Raw genomic sequence first — 19545 nt, 5'->3', positions numbered from 1 at the left:
ACTCGGTCCTGCGGTAGGCGAGGCGGTTTCCGGCTGACGGCGCCAGGACTGTACTCTGGTCGCCATGTTCCTGGCTCTGCAGATCACCCTCGTCGTCACCAGCCTGTTGGTGGTGTTGCTGGTGTTACTGCACCGTGCCAAGGGTGGCGGCCTGTCAACCCTGTTCGGTGGCGGCGTGCAGTCCAGCCTCTCGGGCTCGACCGTGGTCGAGAAGAACCTGGACCGGTTGACCTACTTCGTCACCGGCATCTGGCTGGTGTCGATCATCGGCGTTGGACTGCAGATCAAGTACGGCGTCTAGCTGCACTGACCACGGCCGCTGGCGCACCCTATTTCGGTGGGTGGAAGCCGCCGATGCTCTGTTCCAGTAGTTCGGCCAGCCGCAGTGGGGTGCGGTCCTCGAACATCGGGCCGATGAGCTGAACTCCCACCGGTAGGCCCTCGGGTGAGCGTCCCGCTGGTATGGCGGTGGCGGGCAGGCCGGGCATGGTCGCCAGGCCGGCCCAGACGAATTGGTCGGCGAACGGGTACTCGACGCCGTCGATGTCGATGTGCCGCTCCGCCAGGGTGAGTTCGTGGTCGTGGGGGAACGCGGGAGTGGGCGTTATCGGGCACACCAAGGCGTCGAACTGGGCGAAGAGCTGGCGCCAGCGGTGGCGGTGGAGTTCGCGACGGTTGTTCGCCTCGATCCAGTCGCGGTGGCTGAACACCGGGCCGCGCAACCACGCCGTGTCGAATTCCCGTTCGTCAGGGTTCAGTCCAGCGGCGTCGGTCCGCAGCTGTTCGTACTTCTCCACGGGATAACTCGCGGCGGCATACGACGTCAGTAGCTCGATGTAGAGCGTGGCGGCTTCGACCAGGTCAGGTAGCAGCGGACTGTGCCGTTGGACCGTCGCGCCGCCGTCGACAAGCGCGTCGGCGACCCGATCCACGGCGGCTCGCACAGCGGACCCGGTCGCAATGAGCGGATGCTCGTCGAGGACCAGGACACGGAAGTCGCACAGCCGTGCGTGGCGCGCTGGCGGCAGAGCCAAGTCGAACGCAACACCCAGTGTCAGCGGGTCCGGTCCAGCCATCACGTCCAACAGCAGCGCGACGTCGCGGGCAGTGCGTGCCATCGGACCGACGACCGCTAGGTCGCCGACGGCAGGCAATGCAGGTGCGGGCGGCGGGACCATACCGCGGTCGGCCACCAGCCCGAGTGTGGGCTTGTGTGCGTAGATGCCGCAGAAATGCGCGGGGGTGCGCAGTGAGCCGGCCATGTCCGAGCCGATGGACAACGCGCCGAATCCGGACGCCAGGGCAGCCGCTGATCCACCGGAGGATCCGCCCGCCGTGCGATCGTGATCCCACGGGTTGTTGGTGGTGCCGTAGATCGCATTGAAGCTCTGCAGATCTTGCAGCATGAACGGCACATTGGTCTTACCGAGCACCACCGCGCCAGCGGCCTTGAGCCGCGCCACTTGGACTGCGTCCTCGGCCGGCATGTAGTTCCTGTGCAGGGGCATGCCCCAGGTCGTGGGCAGCCCGGCGATGTTGTAGGACTCCTTGACCGTCACGGGGATACCGAGCAGCAGCCGATCCTCGCCGCGAGCGCGCGCCTGGTCGGCACCGCGTGCGGCGACCCGCGCACGATCAAAGTCCGGCACACAGACCGAGTTGATCGCGTTGTCGTCCCGCTCGATGCGGGCGATCGCCTCGTCGGTCAGTTCCACCGATGTCACCTCACCGGCACGCAACGCCGTCGCGAGATCTTCGGCCGATTGAAAACTTCGCTCCATGAATCCGACGCTATCGGCTTGCCGCAGGGGACATAAAACCGCGCTTCGCGCAACAGAATTCGGTGTCGGGCCCGTGAGGCCCCGTCACACCCCTGCGGTGACGGAGGTGGTGTCCTTGTCCGGGTCTGCGTCCCTGTCGGGATCGGGGACCTTGGGCCACCCGCGGTGAAGGCGGGTCCTGACGATCTGCGGCCACCAGAACCAGCGCCCCAGAAGCGACGCGATGGCCGGGGTCATGAACGATCGCACGATCAGCGTGTCGAACAGCAGCCCCAGCGCAATGGTGGTGCCGACCTGGGCCATGACCTTCAGATCGCTGAAGGCGAATGTCGCCATGGTGGCCGCGAAGACGAGGCCGGCCGAGGTGACGACCGAGCCGGTGCCCTCCATCGCGCGGATGATGCCGGTCTTCAGGCCACCGGGCAGCTCCTCCTTGAGCCGCGAGACAAGCAACAGGTTGTAGTCAGACCCCACCGCCAGAAGCAGGATGACGGACATCGGCAGCACCATCCAGTGCAGTTCCAGACCGATGAGGTGCTGCCAGAGGAGCACCGATAGGCCGAACGACGCGCCGAGGGACAGCAGCACCGTGCCGACGATCGTCGCCGATGCGACCACACTGCGCGTGATGACCAGCATGATGATGAAGATCAGTGTCACCGCGGCGATTCCGGCGATCAGCAGGTCGTAGTGCGCCCCGTCCCGCATGTCCTTGTAGGTGGCGGCGGTGCCGGCCAGGTAGATCGTGGAGCCCTCCAGCGGAGTGCCCTTGATGGCCTCCTTGGCTGCGGTCCTGATCTTGTCGACGTGCGATATGCCCTCCGACGTCGCCGGGTCGCCCTCGTGGCTGATGATGAACCGGACCGACTTGCCGTCGGGTGAGATGAAGTTCTTGATACCGCGTTTGAAGTCCTCGTTGTCGAAGATCTCCGGCGGCAGGTAGAACGAGTCGTCGTTGCGAGCCTGATCGAAGGCGTCGCCCATCGCGGTCGAGTTCTCCGAGGCCTCCTGCTGCCGAAGCTGCTGGCCCTGCTGCGTGGCGTACTGCCGCAGCATCATGTCCTTCATCGACCTCATGGTCTCGATCTGCTGAGGCAGCAGTGTGACCAGTTGAGGCATCAGCGAATCGAGGCGTTCCAGGTCTGGAAGCAGTGCCTGGATGTCGTCGGTCATGGTGTTGATGCCGTCAAGCGTGTCGAAGATGGATCGGATCGCCCAGCAGCCGGGGATGTTGTAGCAGTGCGGTTCCCAGTAGAAGAAGTTGCGCATCGGACGGAAGAAGTCGTCGAAATTGGCGATGTTGTCGCGCAATTCGGCGACGTCGATCGTCATGTTCCTGGTCTGAGCCACCATCTGGTGAGTGACGTCGGCCATCTGCGTCATCAGGCTCGACATCTTCTCCATGGTGTCGACGTTGCGCTGCATCTCGTCGGCCTGCACCAGCATGTCGGCGTTGCGGTCCTGGGTGTACTTGTCGTTGAGCGTCTGCGTGGTGCCCTGCATGCTGAGCATGAACGGGATCGTGGTGTGCTCGATCGGCTTACCCTCGGGCCGCGTGATGGTCTGGACCCGCGCGATGCCCGGGGTCTTGAAGATCGTCTTGGCGATCTTGTCGATGACGAGGAAGTCGGTGGAGTTCCGCAGGTCGTGATCGCTCTGGACCATCAGCAGTTCCGGATTCATCCGGGCGGTGTCGAAGTGCCGGTCCGCGACGGCGTAGCCGAGGTTGGCCGGCATGTCAGCGGGCACGTAGACGCGGTTGTCATAGTTGGTCGCGTAGCCGGGCAGCGTGAGCAGGCCGACAAGGGCCAGGGCGATGGTCGCGACCAGAATTGGGCCGGGCCACCGGACGACGACGGTGCCCACCCGGCGCCAGCCACGCGACCGGATGCTGCGCTTGGGTTCGAAGAGGCCGAAGCGTCCGCCCAGCAGGATCACCGCGGGCCCCAGGGTCAGCGCGGCGATGACGGCGACGAACGTGCCCACCGCGCATGGCACGCCCATGGTCTGGAAGTACGGCAGTCGAGTGAAGGACAGGCACAGCATGGCGCCGGCGATGGTCAGACCTGACCCCAGCACGACGTGGGCGGTGCCGCCGAACATGGTGTAGAAGGCGGACTCTCGGTCCTCACCCGCGCCGCGCGCCTCCTGGTATCGGCCGATGGCGAAGATGGCGTAGTCGGTTCCCGCCGCAATCACCATGAGCGTCAACAGGCTTGTCGCGAACGTCGACAGCCCGATGATCTCGTAGTAGCTGAGGAACGCGACGATGCCACGGGCGGCCCCGAGCTCGACGAACACCATCAGCAGCACCAGGATCATGGTGGCGAAGGATCGGTAGACGACAAGGAGCATGCCGGCGATCACGAGAAGGGTGATGACGGTGACCTTGATCATGCTCTTGTCACCGGCGTGGTGTTGATCCGCCGTCAGCGCCGCGCCACCGGTGACGTAGGCCTTGATGCCCGGCGGCGCAGGTGTCTCGTCAACGATGGAGCGGACGGCGTCGACCGATTCGTTGGACAGCGTCTCGCCCATGTTGCCGCGCAGATAGATCTGGACGTAGGCGGATTTGGAGTCATTGCTCTGCGAGCCCGAGGCCGTCAGCGGATCACTCCAGAAGTCCGCCACGTGCTCGACGTGAACCGTGTCGTCCTGGAGCTTCTTGACCAGCTCGTCGTAGAAGCGATGGGCGTCGGCCCCCAGCGGCTGTTCGCCCTCCAGGATGATCATCGCGCTGCTGTCGGAGTCGAACTCCTCGAAGTTGCTGCCGATCTGCTTCATCGACACCATCGACGGTGCGTCCTTGGCGTTCATCGACACCGTGTGCGCTTGGCCGACCTCCTCAAGCGACGGTACGGCGACATTGGTGAACACCGTCAGTGCCAGCCAGCCGAGCACGATGGGGACTGCCAGGAGGTGGATGGCCCGCGCGATCCTCGGTCGCTCGGGCTTCGAATGCGCTGCCTTCGAATGCCCTGGACTCGACTCGACGTCCACTCGCTTGCCCCCTAGATCAGGCCGTCCTCCGTGGGCCGGAGGAGGCCGACGCGTCACACGGTGCGCCGTCGCGCGTCATCTATCTAGCCTGTCAAAGTGTCTGCTGTCAATCGGGCGCGACCGTCGGGCGCGACCACCCATCCTCGCAGCTCACAGCACATTCACAGGTAATTGCCAGGCGCCGTGGACCCTCGCCCTGCGACGGGTTCCGCGCACACCGATACTGGACGCATGGCAGACGGCGCGGACATCAGTCTCGAACCCATCGGCTCGGTACGTCGCACCGAGGTCGGTCGTGAGGCCACCGAGCCGATGCGGGAGGACATTCGGCTACTTGGCACGATCCTGGGCGACACCGTCCGCGAGCAGAGTGGCGAAGCGGTATTCGACCTCGTCGAGCGTGCCCGGGTCGAGTCGTTCCGGGTTCGCCGGTCCGAGATCGACCGCAGCGAACTCGCGGGTCTGTTCGACGACATCGACATCCACCAGGCCATCCCCGTCATCCGTGCCTTCACACACTTCGCCCTGCTCGCCAACGTCGCCGAGGACATCCACCGGGAGCGTCGACGGGCCGTCCACGTCGCGGCGGGCGAACCGCCGCAGGACAGCAGCCTGGCGGCGACGTACCTGAAGCTGGAGTCGGCCGACCTGGACGCCGCCACGGTCGCCGACGCGCTCACCGGTGCGCTGGTGTCACCCGTGATCACCGCGCACCCCACCGAGACGCGCCGCCGCACCGTTTTCGACACCCAGCACCGCGTCACCGAGCTGATGCGTCTGCACGCCCAGGGTCACACCCGTACCGACGACGGTCGCAGCATTGAACTCGAGCTTCGCCGCAACATTCTGGTGCTGTGGCAGACGGCGCTGATCCGGCTGTCGCGGTTGAAGATCCAGGACGAGATCGAGACCGGTCTGCGGTACTACCCGGCAGCCTTCTTCGAGGTCATCCCTGCGGTCAACGCTGAGGTGCGCGCCGCGCTTCAGGCGCGCTGGCCCGACGCGCACATCCTGGACGAGCCGATCCTGGCGCCGGGGTCCTGGATCGGCGGTGACCGCGACGGCAATCCGAACGTCACCGCCGAGGTGGTGCGACTGGCGACCGGAAGCGCGGCCCACACGGCGCTTGCGCACTACTTCGACGAGCTCACCTCGCTGGAGGAGGAGCTGTCGATGTCGGTGCGGCTGGTGTCGATCAGCGACGAACTGGCTGCCCTGGCCGACGCGTGCGCCGAACCGGCGCGGGCCGACGAGCCCTACCGGCGAGCCCTGCGGGTGATCCACGGCCGGCTCACCGCGACGGCCGCGGAGATTCTCGACCGCCAACCGGAGCGTCTCCTGGCCCTCGACGTGCCGCGATACGAGACGCCGGGGGAGTTTCTGGCCGACCTCGACGTCGTGGACAGCTCACTGCGGTCCAACGGGAGCGTGCTGCTGGCCGACGATCGGCTGGCCCGGCTGCGGGAGGCCGTGCGGGTCTTCGGCTTTCACCTGTCCGGCCTCGACATGCGGCAGAACTCCGACGTGCATGAGGAGGTCGTCGCCGAACTGCTGGCCTGGGCGGGAGTGCACGCCGACTACCGATCGCTGCCCGAGGAGCAGCGCATCGAGGTACTGGTCGCCGAACTCGCCACCCGCAGGCCGCTCGTCGGCGCGGGCGCTGAGCTGTCCGAGCTCGCCCGCAAGGAACTCGACATCGTGGCGGCCGCGAGCCGGGCGGTGCGGGTGTTCGGGCCCAAGGCGGTGCCGAACTACATCATCTCGATGTGTCAGTCGGTGTCGGACATGCTCGAGGCGGCGATCCTGTTGAAGGAGGCAGGCCTACTCGACGCGTCCCAAGGCGAGGTCGCCGCCGGAGCGGCTCCTGTGGGAGGGGTGTACTGCCCCGTCGGCATCGTGCCGCTGTTCGAGACCATCGACGATCTGCAGCGCGGCTCGTCGATACTCGAAGCCGCCCTCGACCTCCCGCTGTATCGCGCACTGGTGCACGCCCGCGGCGAGCACCAGGAGGTGATGCTCGGCTACTCCGACTCGAACAAGGACGGCGGCTACCTCGCGGCGAACTGGGCGCTCTATCGCGCCGAGCTGGACCTGGTGGAGTCGGCCAGCAAGACCGGGATCCGGTTGCGGCTGTTCCACGGCCGCGGCGGCACCGTGGGTCGCGGAGGTGGTCCCAGTTATGACGCCATCCTCGCGCAGCCGCCCGGAGCGGTGCAGGGTTCGCTGCGGATCACCGAGCAGGGTGAGGTCATCGCGGCCAAGTACGCCGAGCCGCGCGCAGCCCACCGCAACCTCGAGACGCTTCTGGCCGCGACACTCGAATCGACACTGCTCGACGTTGAGGGCCTGGGAGACGAGGCCGAGCCCGCCTACGCGGTGCTCGACGATCTGGCCGCAAGAGCACAGCGGTCCTATTCCGAATTGGTGCACGAGACACCGGGTTTCGTGGAGTACTTCAAGGAGTCCACGCCGGTCAGTGAGATAGGTGCGCTCAACATCGGGAGCAGACCCGCCTCCCGCAAGCCCACCACGGCGATCTCCGACCTGCGCGCCATACCGTGGGTGCTGGCCTGGAGCCAGTCGCGAGTGATGCTGCCTGGCTGGTACGGCACGGGTACGGCGTTCGAGGAGTGGATCGCCGCAGGCCCCGAAACCCCGCAGGCGCGCATCGAGGTGCTCCAGAGCCTGTACGCACGCTGGCCGTTCTTCCGCACCGTGCTGTCCAACATGGCCCAGGTGATGGCCAAGGCCGATATGGGTCTGGCGGCGCGCTACTCCGAACTGGTCGACGATGAAGCGTTGCGGCACAGGGTCTTCGACAAGATCGTCGACGAGTACCGCCGCACCCTGCGCATGCACAAGCTGATCACCGGTCAGGACGATCTGCTCGCCGACAACCCGGCGCTCGCGCGGTCGGTGTTCAACCGGTTCCCGTACCTGGAACCGCTCAATCACCTGCAGGTCGAACTGTTGCGCCGCTTCCGCGCGGGCGACGCCGAGGAACTCGTGCAGCGCGGCATCCTGCTCACCATGAGCGGGCTGGCGACCGCGTTGCGCAACAGCGGATAGCGTCAGAGGTGCAGGGCGGCGAGCCGGTCGACCGCGGTTCGCAGTGCCTGAATGAATGCCGGTGAACCGGTGTGCCCGGAGTCCTCGACGATCTGCAGGTTCGCGGCCGGCCACGCCCGAGCCAGTCGCCAGGCGGTGTCGGGCGGGCAGCTCAGATCGTGGCGACCGTGGACGAGTTCGGCGGGAATGTGGGCGATCCGGTGCACGTCGTCGATCAGCTGATCGGGCCGTAGCCACGCCCGGTTGCCGAAGTAGTGCGCGCACAATCGCACGAACGCGATGCGGTCGGGCCCCATCCGTTGCCCGTAGCTCCCCGGCCGCCCATCGGATTCGTGGGCGATGAGAGAGTCCTCCCACGCACACCAGTCGTAGGCGGCGCGTTCACGCACCGCTTCCTCGGGGCTGCTCACCAAGTCGAGATAGGCGGTGATGAGGTCGTAGGTGTCGGGTTCGGCGGTCGTGATGCCTGCACCCCGGCGGAAGGCGTCCCACTCGCCGGGCCGGAACCGCGCCGCGCCACCGTAGAGCCACTCGATCTCGGCCGGGGACGACGTCGTCACCGCGACCAGAAGCATGCCGAGGACGCGCTCGGGGTGGCGCTGCGCGTAGGCGAGGGCCAGCGTGGCTCCCCAGGATCCGCCGTAGACCATCCATCGGTCGACACCGATGTGTTCGCGTAGCCGTTCCATATCCTCGACGAGGTGCCACGTGGTGTTCTCGGCCAGGCTCACCGAGGAATCGGCGGCGTTCGGCAGGCTCTCACCGCACCCGCGCTGGTCGAAGATCACCGGACGGAACACCAACGGGTCAAACAGTTTCCGGCTGCCGCGACTTCCGCCACCTCCCGGCCCGCCGTGCACACACACCACCGGTATGCCGTCCGGGTTGTCGCCGATCTCCCAGTAGACCTGCTGGCCGTCACCGACGTCGAGCATGGCCATGAACTCAGGCCCGCTCGTAGTCGACCGGGCACGCGTCGGCCGCGCGGGCCACACCGCCGATCTGTGCCGGCACGGGACGCGGGTGTGTCCGCCAGCCCGGCACGAATCGGTACCGGCCGAGCAGATGGATCATGGCGGCGCTCATCGCGGACAGCGAGAACGGCTGCGCGGGGCAGGTGTGTCGACCGTGGCCGAAGGCGGTTACCAGCATCGGCGAGGCAAGCGCGGTGGTGTCGGCCAGACGGTGACGATGCCAATGATCGGGATCCCAGGAGTCCAGCCCCGGCGCGGCCGAGGTGTTCAGCAGCGGCAGCAGTGTCGCGATCGTCCACCCCGCAGGGACCTCCACCACGCCGTTGCCGGTGTCGAACGTCACTGGGGCCACAGTGGCACGCGACATTATCGAACGCTGCGCCATCCGGGTGCTCTCCAGTGCGCAGCGCTGGGCCAGCTCACGGTCGCCCGCGATGACCTCGCGCAGGATGTCGGGGTGCTCGATGAGATCGACGATCGCCCAGCCGAGGGCGGCCATCAGGTTCGACATCGACGCGATGTGAATCAACGCGACATCCATCGCAATACCCCGGTGTCGCACGTCGTGCGACTCATCGGACCAGGCCTGCACGATCCGGTCGAACAGCGTGCCCTCGGGCTCGGAATCGCTGTGGTCCAGTGCTGTTGCGATCACATCGGCGATATCGTCGAGTGCCGCGCGCTCAGCGGACATCTGCGATGCCGCAACCTCCGCCATCGCATCCGGGTGAACGAACGCGTCTGACCCGTCGAGTGTGTCGAACGCGCGGACCAGGCGTTCAAACGCGTCGCCGTCCGCGCAGCCCGGTGCTCCCCACGACGCCAGCCCCATCCGGTGCCCGAGCCTGCGGGTGAGCGCGAACAGATCCACCGACCCGCGATCGCCCAACTCGGCATCGGTCGCGTCCAGCGCGTGTTCGAGGTTGGTCAAATAGGACGTCACGTCATCACGCCGGAAGAGCGAACCGGGCAGTGTGCGGCGGCCGGCGAAGATCTCGTCGGGCAGCTTGCGCCGCAGCATGAGGTAGTCGGCCACACCCTTGCTGGCGGTCTCCTCGAGCAGTGCGTAGAACGATTCGACGCCGGTGGGGGAGAAGGTGAACAGGATGTGATTGCCGCCGCTCACCACGACGAAGGAGTCACCGTGGCGGGCACGGGCCTCGGCGATCGCGGCGACGGCATCGTCCACGGGGACATCCCACGGGAGGCCGACGCCCACGGCGGTGGGCAGAGTGTCCTGCGGCGCAGGCACCGACTAGAGGCCGGTGCTCTTGCGCACCGCGTTCACCGCGCCACGCACCGCATTCTCGGTCGCGGCCCACGGGGCCATCACTGACTCGCCGAGCGCCACGATGCGCTCGACGCGATCGACGATGGCCTCCAGACGCTCCACCACACCGATGAGACGAGGCGCCAGTTCATCGATGCGCGTGATGGTTTCGTTGAACCGGGCCAGGGTGGCGTCGAGGGCGACCGTCGAGTTACCCAGGTCTGACAGCGCGTCGCCGAGGTCGCCGAGGACCGCGTCGACCTGTTCCACGGTGACATCGGCGTTGAGCGCGGCCTGGGTCAGTGTCTTGATGCGTTCGCGTCCCGTGCGGGGGCGCGGTGTGCGACCGGAGGTGTCAGCCATGGTGTTCAGTATGCGTGGGCGAGAGTTTGGCCGCTGCGGCTTCGTCGAGGAGCCATACCGTCAAATCTCGTCCGACACCGCCTGCGCCCGGGATGTCCACGGGTGCCGCACCATTCACCGCGGCGGCGACGGCATCGGCCTTCTCGGCGCCGGCAACCACCAGCCACACCTGTCGTGACCGCGCAACCGCGGGCAACGTCAGGGTGATCCGCCGGGGCGGCGGTTTGGGGGAGTCGGTGACGCCGACGACCAGGCGAGTGGTCTCGCGGACGGCTGCGGTGTGCGGGAACAGCGAGTTGATGTGTCCCTCACCACCCATGCCGAGCAGATGCACGTCAAAACTCGGTGTTGGTCCGCCGTCCGGTGCATTGGCGGCCAGCACCTGCTCGTAGGCCAGTGCCGCGGCGTCGATGTCATCGCCGAACTCACCGTCGCTGGCGGGCATCGCATGCACGTTGGACGCTGGAATGTCGATGTGGTCGAGCAGCGCCTCGCGCGCCTGCTTGTCGTTGCGGTCGTCATCGGCGGCGGGCACGTAGCGTTCGTCACCCCAGAACAGGTGCACCTTGGACCATTCGATGTCATCGTCGTTGTTGCCGACGTGCTTGAGCAGCTTGACGCCGGTGCCGCCTCCGGTGAGGACCACGTAGGCCGCTCCGCGTGCCTCGATCGCGGACGTGATCGCCTCCACCAGGCGGTCACCCGCGGCGGTGACCAAAGCGTCTGCGTCGGCGTACTTCTCGATGACGGTCTCAGACATACTGCACCCTCTCGATGCCCATTAGGGCCTCGTGGTAGATCTCATCGGCGTCGAGGCGGCGCATATCCTCGGCGAGGCAGTCACGAGTCTCTCTGCGCGCCAAAGGAACCAGCGCGTCGGGCCGACCCGTGCGGGTCAGAGAGGCGGTGACGCCCTCCTGCGGGCGACTCAGCGTGATGGTCTCGCTGGCCCTGACCAACTCGACCCGCAGGTCGCCGACGACGCGAGTCACGGGACCGTCGATTCGGCTTGCGAGCCAGCCGGCCAGCAGGTCCAGCGCCGGCTCGGTCTTCAGCCCCGAAACCACAGCCGACTCGACGGGTTCGAACGGTCCCTGATCCAACGTGGAGGTGAGCAGCGCGCGCCAGTACGTGATCCTGCTCCACGCCAGGTCGGTGTCACCGGAGGTGTATCCCGTGTTTCTGCCGTGAATCGACGCCATCGGATCGGCGACGTTGGTGGCGTCGGTGATGCGGCGAATCGCCAGCTGTCCCAGGGGATCCTGCGCGGGTACCGGCGGTGCAACGTCGGGCCACCACGTCACGACCGGGGTGTCGGGCAGGAGGAACGGGACGACGACGCTGTAGGCGTGATTGGCGAGGGGACCGGAGAGTCGCAGCACCACCACCTCGTTTGCGCCCGCGTCTCTGCCGACACGCAGCTGCGCGTCGAGGCGGGCATCGGTGGCGAGCCGGTCACCCGGGACGACGACGATGACGCGACATGGATGCTCGCGACTCGCGGCGTTGGCTGCCTCGATCGAGTCCTCCAGCATGGCCTCGCTGTCGGGCGCGATGACCAGCGTCAGGACCCGTCCCAGGGTTATCGCGCCACCCTCCTCGCGCAGGGCCACGATCTTCTTGCTGATGGCGCCGGTGCTGGTGCCCGGCATATCGACAATCATGGCCGCCTCCATTCCCGGCCGGTCCGATGCATCATCTCGAACGCCGACTTCGGCCCCCACGTGCCCGATTCGTACGGGTCGGGTTTGCCGTGGGAGGCCCAGTACTCCAGGGCGGGATCCAATATCTTCCAGGACAACTCGACCTCGGCGTTGACCGGGAAGAGGGATGGCTCGCCGAGCAGCACATCGAGGATCAGCCGCTCGTAGGCCTCGGGGGACTCCTCGGCGAACGCCGAACCGTAGGAGAAGTCCATGTTGACGTCGCGGACCTCCATGGCATTGCCCGGCACCTTGGAACCGAACCGGAGCGTGATGCCCTCATCGGGCTGCACCCTTATGACCAGGGCGTTCTGGCCGAGCTCCTCGGTCATAGTCGCGTCGAACGGCAGGTGCGGTGCCCGCTTGAACACCAGCGCGATCTCAGTGACCCTGCGGCCCAGTCGTTTTCCGGTGCGCAGGTAGAACGGCACCCCAGCCCACCGGCGGGTGTCGACATCCAGTGTGATCGCCGCGAACGTCTCGGTGACCGACGTCTTGGAGAAGCCCTCCTCGTCGAGCAGACCGACCACCTTCTCGCCGCCCTGCCAGCCCACCGCGTACTGCCCGCGTGACGTCGTCTCGTCGAGCGGTTCGGCGAGCCGGGTGGCGGAGAGGACCTTGATCTTCTCGGCCTGCAACTCGTGCGGCTGGAAGCTGACGGGCTCCTCCATCGCGGTGAGTGCCAGCAGCTGGATCAGATGGTTCTGGATGACGTCGCGGGCGGCGCCGATTCCGTCGTAATAGCCTCCGCGACCACCCAATCCGATGTCCTCGGCCATGGTGATCTGGACGTGGTCGACGTAGTGGGCGTTCCAGATCGGCTCGAACAGCTCGTTGGCGAAGCGCAGCGCCAGGATGTTCTGGACGGTCTCCTTGCCGAGGTAGTGGTCGATGCGGAACACCGACGACTCCGGGAACACACTGTTGACCACCCCGTTGAGTGCCTCGGCGCTCTTGAGGTCGTGGCCGAACGGCTTCTCGATGACCACCCGGCTCCAGCAGCCCTCGGGCTTGTTGGCCAGCCCGGACTTCGACAGCTGCTCGCACACCACGGGGAACGCATTGGGTGGGATCGACAGGTAGAAGGCGTGATTGCCGCCGGTACCGCGTTCGACGTCGAGCTTGGTCAACGTGTCCGACAGCCGCGCAAAGGCGGCGTCGTCATCGAACGTGCCCTGGACGAAGCGGATTCCCTCGGCCAGCCGATCCCACACCTCTTGACGGAACGGGGTGCGCGCGTGCTGCTTGACGGCGTCGTAGACCACCTTGCCGAAATCCTCGTCGGCCCAGTCCCGCCGGGCGAACCCGATCAGGGCGAACGACGGTGGCAGCAGCCCGCGGTTGGCCAGGTCATAGATCGCCGGCATGAGCTTCTTACGGGCGAGATCGCCCGTCACGCCGAAGATGACCACCGCGCACGGACCGGCGATATGCGGCATCCGCTTATCGCGTTTGTCGCGCAGCGGATTCACCCAGTCTGTCGGCTGGCTGCTGCAGTCGCTCATGTGCGTCCCCAGCTGTTCCGCGAGCCCTAGGACTTCTTCTCGTCCAACTGCGTCTGCGTCGCCTCGAGTAGCTCGTTCCATGACTTCTCGAACTTGTCCACGCCCTCGTCCTCGAGAACCTTGAATACGTCGACGAGGTCGATGCCGATGGCCTCGAGCTTGTCGAACACACCCTGCGCGGCGTCCGCGGTGCCCTTGATCGTGTCGCCCTTGACCTCGCCGTGGTCGGCGACGGCCTCGAGTGTCTTCTCCGGCATGGTGTTAACGGTGTTCGGGGCCACCAACTCGGTGACGTAGAGGGTGTCCGAGTAGTCCGGGTTCTTCACGCCCGTCGACGCCCACAGCGGGCGCTGAACGCGGGCGCCGTCGGCCTTGAGCGCCTCGAAGCGGTCACCGCCGACGAAAACCTTCTCGTAAGCGGCGTAGGCGAGTCGGGCGTTGGCCACACCGGCCTGGCCGCGAAGCGCCAGCGCGTCATCGGAGCCGATCTTCTCCAGCCGGGCGTCGATCTCGGTGTCCACGCGGGAGACGAAGAACGATGCGACGGAGTGGATCTTGGACAGATCGTGGCCCGCACTCTTGGCCTTCTCCAGGCCGGCCAGGTACGCGTCGATGACCGCCTTGTGGCGCTCGACCGAGAAGATCAGCGTGACGTTGACCGAGATGCCCTCGGCGATCACCGCGGTGATCGCAGGCAGGCCGGCCAGCGTCGCGGGAATCTTGATCAGCAGGTTGGGCCGGTCGACGATCTTCCAGAGCTCGATCGCCTGAAGGATGGTCTTGTCGGTGTCGTGGGCGAGCCGCGGATCCACCTCGATGGACACGCGGCCGTCGACGCCCTCGGACGCCTCGTAGGCCTTCGCGAGCACGTCACACGCGTTGCGCACGTCGTCGGTGGTCACCGTGCGGATGGTGGCGTCCACGTCGGCGCCACGCTCGGCGAGCTCCTTGACCTGCGCGTCGTAGGCGGTGCCCTTTGACAACGCCGCCTGGAAGATCGACGGGTTGGTGGTCACCCCGACGATGCTGCGGGTGTCGATGAGGTTCTGCAGGTTGCCGGTCTGCAGACGCTCACGCGACAGATCGTCGAGCCATACGGAAACGCCCGCGGCACTGAGCGCCGCGAGATTCGGGTTCTGAGTCATCCCATGCTCCTTAGTGCTTGATCTAGTTCGCTTGGTGGTTGTCAGTTGTCCACGCGCGGGTCGCGCTAGTTGTCCACGCGCGGGTCGCGCTAGTTGTCCATCGATCGTTCCGCGGCGGCCACCACTGCCTCCGCGGTGAAGCCGAACTCACGGAACAACGTCTTGTCGTCGGCGGATTCGCCGTAGTGCTCGATCGAGATGATCTCGCCGGTGTCGCCGACGAGCTTGTGCCAGCTCTGTGCGATGCCCGCCTCGACGGCCACGCGAGCGGAGACCTCGGGCGGCAGCACGCTGTCGCGGTACTCCTTGGGCTGGCTCTCGAACCACTCGACACACGGCATCGACACCACGTAGGCGACAACGTCCTTCTCGGCCAACTGCTTCCGGGCCTCAACGGCGAGCTGAAGTTCGGAGCCGGTGGCGATGATGATGACGTCGGCGTCATCGGCCGGATTGCCGCCGCCGAGCACATAACCGCCCTTGGCCACACCGTCGGAATCGGTGCCCTCGAGGACCGGAATGCCCTGGCGGGTCAGGATGAAGCCGACCGGACCACTGCTCGCGCCGCGCGCGATGATGTTGCGCCAGGCGTAGGCCGTCTCGTTCGGGTCACCGGGCCGCACGACGGACAGGTTCGGGATGGCGCGCAGCGCCGCGAGGTGCTCGATCGGCTGGTGCGTCGGACCGTCTTCACCGAGACCGATCGAGTCGTGCGTCCAGATGTAGATGGTGTCGATGTCCATCAGCGACGCGAGGCGCACCGCGGGCCTCATGTAGTCGGAGAACTGCAGGAACGTCCCGCCGAAGGCGCGCGTCGGCCCGTGCAGCACGATGCCGGACAGAATCGAGCCCATCGCGTGTTCGCGGATGCCGAAGTGCAGCACCCGGCCGTACCAGTCGGCGGTGAAGTCAGACGTCGAGATCGACGGCGGGCCGAACGACTTCACACCCTTGATGGTGGTGTTGTTGCTGCCGGCGAGATCGGCTGAGCCACCCCACAGTTCGGGCAACTTGGGCGCGACGTCGTTGAGCACCTGGCCGAAGGCGGCGCGGGTGGCCACCGCCTTGGAGCCCGGCTCCCAGTAGGTCAGATCGGCGTCCCAGCCCTCGGGCAGTTCCTGGGCCAGCAGCCGGTCCAGAAGCGCCTTGCGCTCGGGCTCGCGCAGCGCCCATGCATCGAAACCGGCCTGCCACTTCTCGTGGGCCTCGCGGCCCCGATCGACCAGCTTGCGGGTGTGCTCGATGACCTCGTCGCGGACCTCGAAGTTCTTCTCGGGATCGAACCCGAGGATCTTCTTGGTGGCGGCGACCTCCTCGTCGCCGAGCGCCGAGCCGTGCACGCCGCCGGTGTTCATCTTGGTGGGGGCGGGATAGCCGATGATGGTGCGGACCGCGATGAAGGACGGCTTGTCGGTGACCTTCCTGGCCTCCTCGATAGCCGCCTCGATATCGGTGACGTTCTCGCCGCCCTCGACCTCCTGCACATGCCAGCCGTACGCCCGGTAGCGCGCCACGACGTCCTCGGACAGCGCGATGTCGGTGTCGTGCTCGATCGAGATCTGGTTCTTGTCGTAGAACACGATGAGGTTGCCGAGCTGCTGCGTGCCCGCCAGTGACGACGCCTCGCTGGTGACGCCCTCCTCGATGTCGCCATCGGAGGCGATCACGTAGATGAAGTGGTCGAACGGGCTGTCGCCCGGCGCCGCGTCCGGATCGAAGAGCCCGCGCTCGTACCGCGCGGCCATCGCCATGCCCACCGCCGACGCCAGACCCTGGCCCAGGGGGCCCGTCGTGATCTCCACGCCTCTGGTGTGACGGAATTCGGGGTGGCCCGGGGTCTTGGACTTCCAGGTCCGCAATGACTCGATATCGGTCAGCTCCAGACCGAATCCGCCGAGGTACAGCTGGATGTACAGCGTCAGGCTGCTGTGCCCGCAGGACAGCACGAAGCGGTCACGTCCCAGCCAGTGCACGTCACTGGGGTCGTGCCGCATCTGACGCTGAAAAAGCGTGTAGGCCAGCGGGGCCAGGCTCATGGCCGTCCCGGGGTGGCCGTTGCCAACCTTCTGTACCGCGTCGGCGGCCAGCACGCGGACCGTGTCGACGGCGACCGAGTCGAGCTCGGTCCAGTCGTCGGGATGGTTGGGCTGGGTGAGTGCGGAAATTTCTTCCACAGTGGTCACGAACTCACTCCTCGGGTAGGCAAGCCGGTCACCAATACCCTAGTGCCGAAGGTGGCGGCGTCGCAGGCGGCGTCTGCAGCCGACCGTCTCGACCGCTCGAACCGACCCTGCGGTGCTCGGCTCACAGGGGCGCGGTCTACCATCGTCTGTAGTAGAAGCTGCGCGCTGCCGCGAAACCTTTAGGAGTCAACTGCGTGAGCATTCGCGAGCGCCGTCTCTCCGGCGGAGCGGTTGGTCGGATCCGAACGACGTTATTGGCATACCTGGCGCTGACGAAGCCACGCGTCATCGAATTGCTGCTCGTCACCACGATTCCGGCCATGTTGCTGGCCGATCGTGGGACCGTCGATCCGCTGCTGATTCTCAACACGTTGGTGGGCGGGCTGCTCGCCGCCGCGGGCGCGAACACCCTGAACTGTGTCGCCGATGCCGATATCGACAAGGTGATGAAGCGCACCGCGCTGCGACCGCTGGCGCGGGCGACCGTTCCCACCAGACACGCGCTGATCTTTGGACTGGCGCTGTCAGTCGGGTCGTTCTTCTGGCTGTGGCTGGCCACCAACCTGCTCTCAGGCGTGCTGGCCGTGGCCACCATCGCGTTCTACGTCTTCGTGTACACCCTGCTGCTCAAGCGCCGCACGTCGCAGAACGTGGTGTGGGGCGGGGCGGCGGGCTGCATGCCCGTCATGATCGGCTGGTCTGCGGTCACGGGCACGATTCAGTGGCCTGCGCTGGTGATGTTCGCCATCATCTTCTTCTGGACGCCGCCGCACACGTGGGCGTTGGCGATGCGCTACAAGGACGACTACAAGGCGGCCGGCGTGCCGATGCTGCCGGCCGTGGCCACCGAGCGTCAGGTCACCAGGCAGATCGTGATCTACACCTGGGCGACGGTCATCGCGACGCTGGCGCTCGCGCTCGCCACCGGCTGGCTGTACACCGCCGTCGCCGTGTTGGCCGGTGCGTGGTTCCTGACGATGGCTCACCAGCTGTACAGCGGGGTGAAGAGGGGCGAACCGGTCAAGCCGCTGCGCCTGTTCCTGCAGTCCAACAACTATCTGGCCGTCGTGTTCTGTGCGCTGGCCGTCGACTCGGCCCTGGCGTTGCCCACGCTGTTCGGCTAGTTCGCGTCCCAGCTTCCACGACGTCCCTGTTTGGTTGCGCCCCGTCGCTTCTTCTCGGCTATCCGGCGTTCCTTGGACCCTCTGGTGGGCTTGGTCGGCCGACGTATTGGAGCGGGTGCGGCCGCCGCGGCCCGTAGGAGAGCGGCCATGCGCTCACGGGCCGCCGCGCGGTTCTGCAGTTGCGCACGATGCTCACTGGCGGTGACGGTGAGCACGCCGTCGGTGAGGCGCCCGCGCAGCCGACACAGCATTCGGTACCGCACGTGTTCAGGGACCGATGACGAGCGGGCCACGTCGAAGGACAGCTCGACGCGGCTGTCGGTGGTGTTGACGCCCTGCCCGCCCGGGCCGGATGACCTGGAGAACCGTTCACTCAGATCGCGTGCGGGTACCACCAGGGTCCGCGTCACGACCAGGTCCTCTGCCACGCCGATAAGGGTATGCGCGGATCAGGGCACCAGCACCACGGAACCGACCGTCCTGCGGCTCTGTAGATCGTCGTGCGCCCTGGCCGCCTCGGCCAGGGGATAGCGTTCGCTCACGGTGACGGACAGAGTCCCCGTGGCGATGGCGTCGAGCAATTCGCCCGCACGCCAGGAGAACTCGTCGGCGGTGTGGGTGTAGTGCGCCAGCGTCGGCCGGGTCAGGAACAGCGAGCCCGCGCTGTTGAGCCGCTGCGGGTCGAACGGCGGAACCGGGCCGCTGGCCGCACCGAACAACGCGAGTGTGCCGCGCAGGGCGAGGCTTGCCAGGCTCGCCTCGAACGTCGACGCACCCACCCCGTCGTACACCGCGGCCACACCGACACCTCCGGTGAGATCGCGGATCTTGGCGCCGAACTCCGCGGGGTCATCGGGATACTCGAGCACCTCGATGGCACCCGCCTGCCGCGACAGCTCCGCCTTGGCGGGCGTCGACACCGTCGTGATGACCCGCACCGCCATGCTGGTGGCCCACTGGGTGAGGATCAGGCCCACCCCGCCCGCCCCGGCATGCACGAGCACGACGTCACCCTGGGCGGCCGGATAGACCGACTTGATCAGGTAGTGCGCGGTCATGCCCTTGAGCAAGGCGGACGCGGCCACCTCCGCCGACACCGCATCGGGCACGTAGGCCACGAAGTCAGCAGGGGCGACGCAGTACTCGGCGTACGCGCCGTCGGCCTGCGCGGTGACCACCCGGTCGCCGACGGCCAGTGCCGCGACGTCCTCGCCCACGGCGGCGACCGTGCCGCAGACCTCGGTGCCGACGACGAACGGCACCTCGCGGGGGTACTGCCCGGAACGGAAGTAGGTGTCGATGAAGTTCACGCCGATCGCGTCAGCCTTGATCAGTACCTGACCCGGACCGGGGGAGGGCTGTGGCTTCTCGACGTGTGCAAGGACTTCGGGCCCGCCGGTCTCGGCGACTTCGATGGCGTACATGGCA

General features: G+C 66.8%; 15 protein-coding genes. 3 read left to right on the top strand and 12 right to left on the bottom strand.

What is annotated here, in order from left to right:
* Positions 1-64 precede the first annotated feature (64 nt).
* Positions 65-301: a preprotein translocase subunit SecG gene (secG, locus tag ABIA65_RS15835; RefSeq protein ID WP_241399166.1), complete on the top strand. Its 237-nt coding sequence runs from the start codon at positions 65-67 to the stop codon at positions 299-301.
* Positions 302-329: 28 nt separating this feature from the next.
* On the opposite strand, the gene ABIA65_RS15830 is transcribed toward secG, so the two are convergent.
* Together ABIA65_RS15830 and ABIA65_RS15825 are read right to left on the bottom strand one after the other, a co-directional pair.
* The gene (locus tag ABIA65_RS15830) at positions 330-1781 is read right to left on the bottom strand and encodes an amidase (protein WP_354524133.1); all 1452 of its coding nucleotides are present in this window, start codon (positions 1779-1781) and stop codon (positions 330-332) included.
* Positions 1782-1865: 84 nt separating this feature from the next.
* Positions 1866-4781 (bottom strand): MMPL/RND family transporter, encoded by a 2916-nt coding sequence (locus tag ABIA65_RS15825; RefSeq protein ID WP_371746793.1) that lies wholly within the window; start codon positions 4779-4781, stop codon positions 1866-1868.
* Positions 4782-5012: 231 nt separating this feature from the next.
* Here ABIA65_RS15825 and ppc point away from each other — a divergent pair, with 231 nt between their 5' ends.
* Positions 5013-7850, top strand: a complete 2838-nt coding sequence (ppc, locus tag ABIA65_RS15820; RefSeq protein WP_354524132.1) for a phosphoenolpyruvate carboxylase — start codon at positions 5013-5015, stop codon at positions 7848-7850.
* Positions 7851-7852: 2 nt separating this feature from the next.
* On the opposite strand, the gene pip is transcribed toward ppc, so the two are convergent.
* From pip to tkt, 8 genes are all read right to left on the bottom strand, one after another.
* On the bottom strand, positions 7853-8791 hold the full coding sequence (pip, locus tag ABIA65_RS15815; RefSeq protein WP_354524131.1) for a prolyl aminopeptidase: 939 nt from the start codon (positions 8789-8791) through the stop codon (positions 7853-7855).
* A gap of 4 nt (positions 8792-8795) precedes the next feature.
* On the bottom strand, positions 8796-10076 hold the full coding sequence (locus ABIA65_RS15810; RefSeq protein ID WP_241399162.1) for a cytochrome P450: 1281 nt from the start codon (positions 10074-10076) through the stop codon (positions 8796-8798).
* A gap of 3 nt (positions 10077-10079) precedes the next feature.
* Positions 10080-10457, bottom strand: a complete 378-nt coding sequence (locus ABIA65_RS15805) for an ATPase (protein ID WP_354524130.1) — start codon at positions 10455-10457, stop codon at positions 10080-10082.
* On the bottom strand, positions 10450-11217 hold the full coding sequence (pgl, locus tag ABIA65_RS15800; protein ID WP_354524129.1) for a 6-phosphogluconolactonase: 768 nt from the start codon (positions 11215-11217) through the stop codon (positions 10450-10452). The genes ABIA65_RS15805 and pgl overlap by 8 nt, the downstream gene beginning before the upstream one ends.
* Positions 11210-12121, bottom strand: a complete 912-nt coding sequence (gene opcA / locus ABIA65_RS15795) for a glucose-6-phosphate dehydrogenase assembly protein OpcA (RefSeq protein ID WP_241399159.1) — start codon at positions 12119-12121, stop codon at positions 11210-11212. The genes pgl and opcA overlap by 8 nt, the downstream gene beginning before the upstream one ends.
* Complete coding sequence (zwf, locus tag ABIA65_RS15790; protein WP_241399158.1) at positions 12118-13665, bottom strand: glucose-6-phosphate dehydrogenase; 1548 nt, start codon at positions 13663-13665, stop codon at positions 12118-12120. The genes opcA and zwf overlap by 4 nt, the downstream gene beginning before the upstream one ends.
* A gap of 26 nt (positions 13666-13691) precedes the next feature.
* Positions 13692-14810 (bottom strand): transaldolase, encoded by a 1119-nt coding sequence (gene tal / locus ABIA65_RS15785; protein ID WP_241399157.1) that lies wholly within the window; start codon positions 14808-14810, stop codon positions 13692-13694.
* An 89-nt stretch (positions 14811-14899) separates the two neighbouring features.
* Positions 14900-16993 carry a transketolase gene (gene tkt, locus ABIA65_RS15780; protein ID WP_241399156.1) on the bottom strand — a complete coding sequence of 698 codons (2094 nt, stop codon included), beginning with the start codon at positions 16991-16993 and terminating at the stop codon, positions 14900-14902.
* A 194-nt stretch (positions 16994-17187) separates the two neighbouring features.
* Between tkt and ABIA65_RS15775 the strand changes: the two genes are divergently transcribed.
* A complete protein-coding gene (locus tag ABIA65_RS15775) occupies positions 17188-18117 on the top strand; it encodes a heme o synthase (RefSeq protein ID WP_241399155.1) in 930 nt (309 codons plus the stop codon).
* On the opposite strand, the gene arfB is transcribed toward ABIA65_RS15775, so the two are convergent.
* The gene (gene arfB / locus ABIA65_RS15770) at positions 18114-18545 is read right to left on the bottom strand and encodes an alternative ribosome rescue aminoacyl-tRNA hydrolase ArfB (RefSeq protein WP_354524128.1); all 432 of its coding nucleotides are present in this window, start codon (positions 18543-18545) and stop codon (positions 18114-18116) included. The genes ABIA65_RS15775 and arfB overlap by 4 nt on opposite strands.
* Before the next feature lie 21 nt (positions 18546-18566).
* On the bottom strand, positions 18567-19541 hold the full coding sequence (locus tag ABIA65_RS15765) for a quinone oxidoreductase family protein (RefSeq protein ID WP_241399153.1): 975 nt from the start codon (positions 19539-19541) through the stop codon (positions 18567-18569).
* Positions 19542-19545 lie beyond the last annotated feature (4 nt).

The organism is Mycolicibacterium sp. 624 (assembly GCF_040548615.1).
Taxonomy (GTDB): domain Bacteria; phylum Actinomycetota; class Actinomycetes; order Mycobacteriales; family Mycobacteriaceae; genus Mycobacterium.
This window is presented reverse-complemented; position numbering and strand designations above follow the sequence as displayed.

Bases quoted from the DNA above. Each gene is read 5' to 3' on its own strand.
- secG (WP_241399166.1), top strand. From the start codon at position 65: ATGTTCCTGGCTCTGCAGATCACCCTCGTCGTCACCAGCCTGTTGGTG.
- ABIA65_RS15765 (WP_241399153.1), bottom strand. From the start codon at position 19,541: ATGTACGCCATCGAAGTCGCCGAGACCGGCGGGCCCGAAGTCCTTGCA.
- ABIA65_RS15805 (WP_354524130.1), bottom strand. From the start codon at position 10,457: ATGGCTGACACCTCCGGTCGCACACCGCGCCCCCGCACGGGACGCGAA.
- pgl (WP_354524129.1), bottom strand. From the start codon at position 11,217: ATGTCTGAGACCGTCATCGAGAAGTACGCCGACGCAGACGCTTTGGTC.
- ABIA65_RS15830 (WP_354524133.1), bottom strand. From the start codon at position 1,781: ATGGAGCGAAGTTTTCAATCGGCCGAAGATCTCGCGACGGCGTTGCGT.
- zwf (WP_241399158.1), bottom strand. From the start codon at position 13,665: ATGAGCGACTGCAGCAGCCAGCCGACAGACTGGGTGAATCCGCTGCGC.
- pip (WP_354524131.1), bottom strand. From the start codon at position 8,791: ATGGCCATGCTCGACGTCGGTGACGGCCAGCAGGTCTACTGGGAGATC.
- ppc (WP_354524132.1), top strand. From the start codon at position 5,013: ATGGCAGACGGCGCGGACATCAGTCTCGAACCCATCGGCTCGGTACGT.
- opcA (WP_241399159.1), bottom strand. From the start codon at position 12,121: ATGATTGTCGATATGCCGGGCACCAGCACCGGCGCCATCAGCAAGAAG.
- tal (WP_241399157.1), bottom strand. From the start codon at position 14,810: ATGACTCAGAACCCGAATCTCGCGGCGCTCAGTGCCGCGGGCGTTTCC.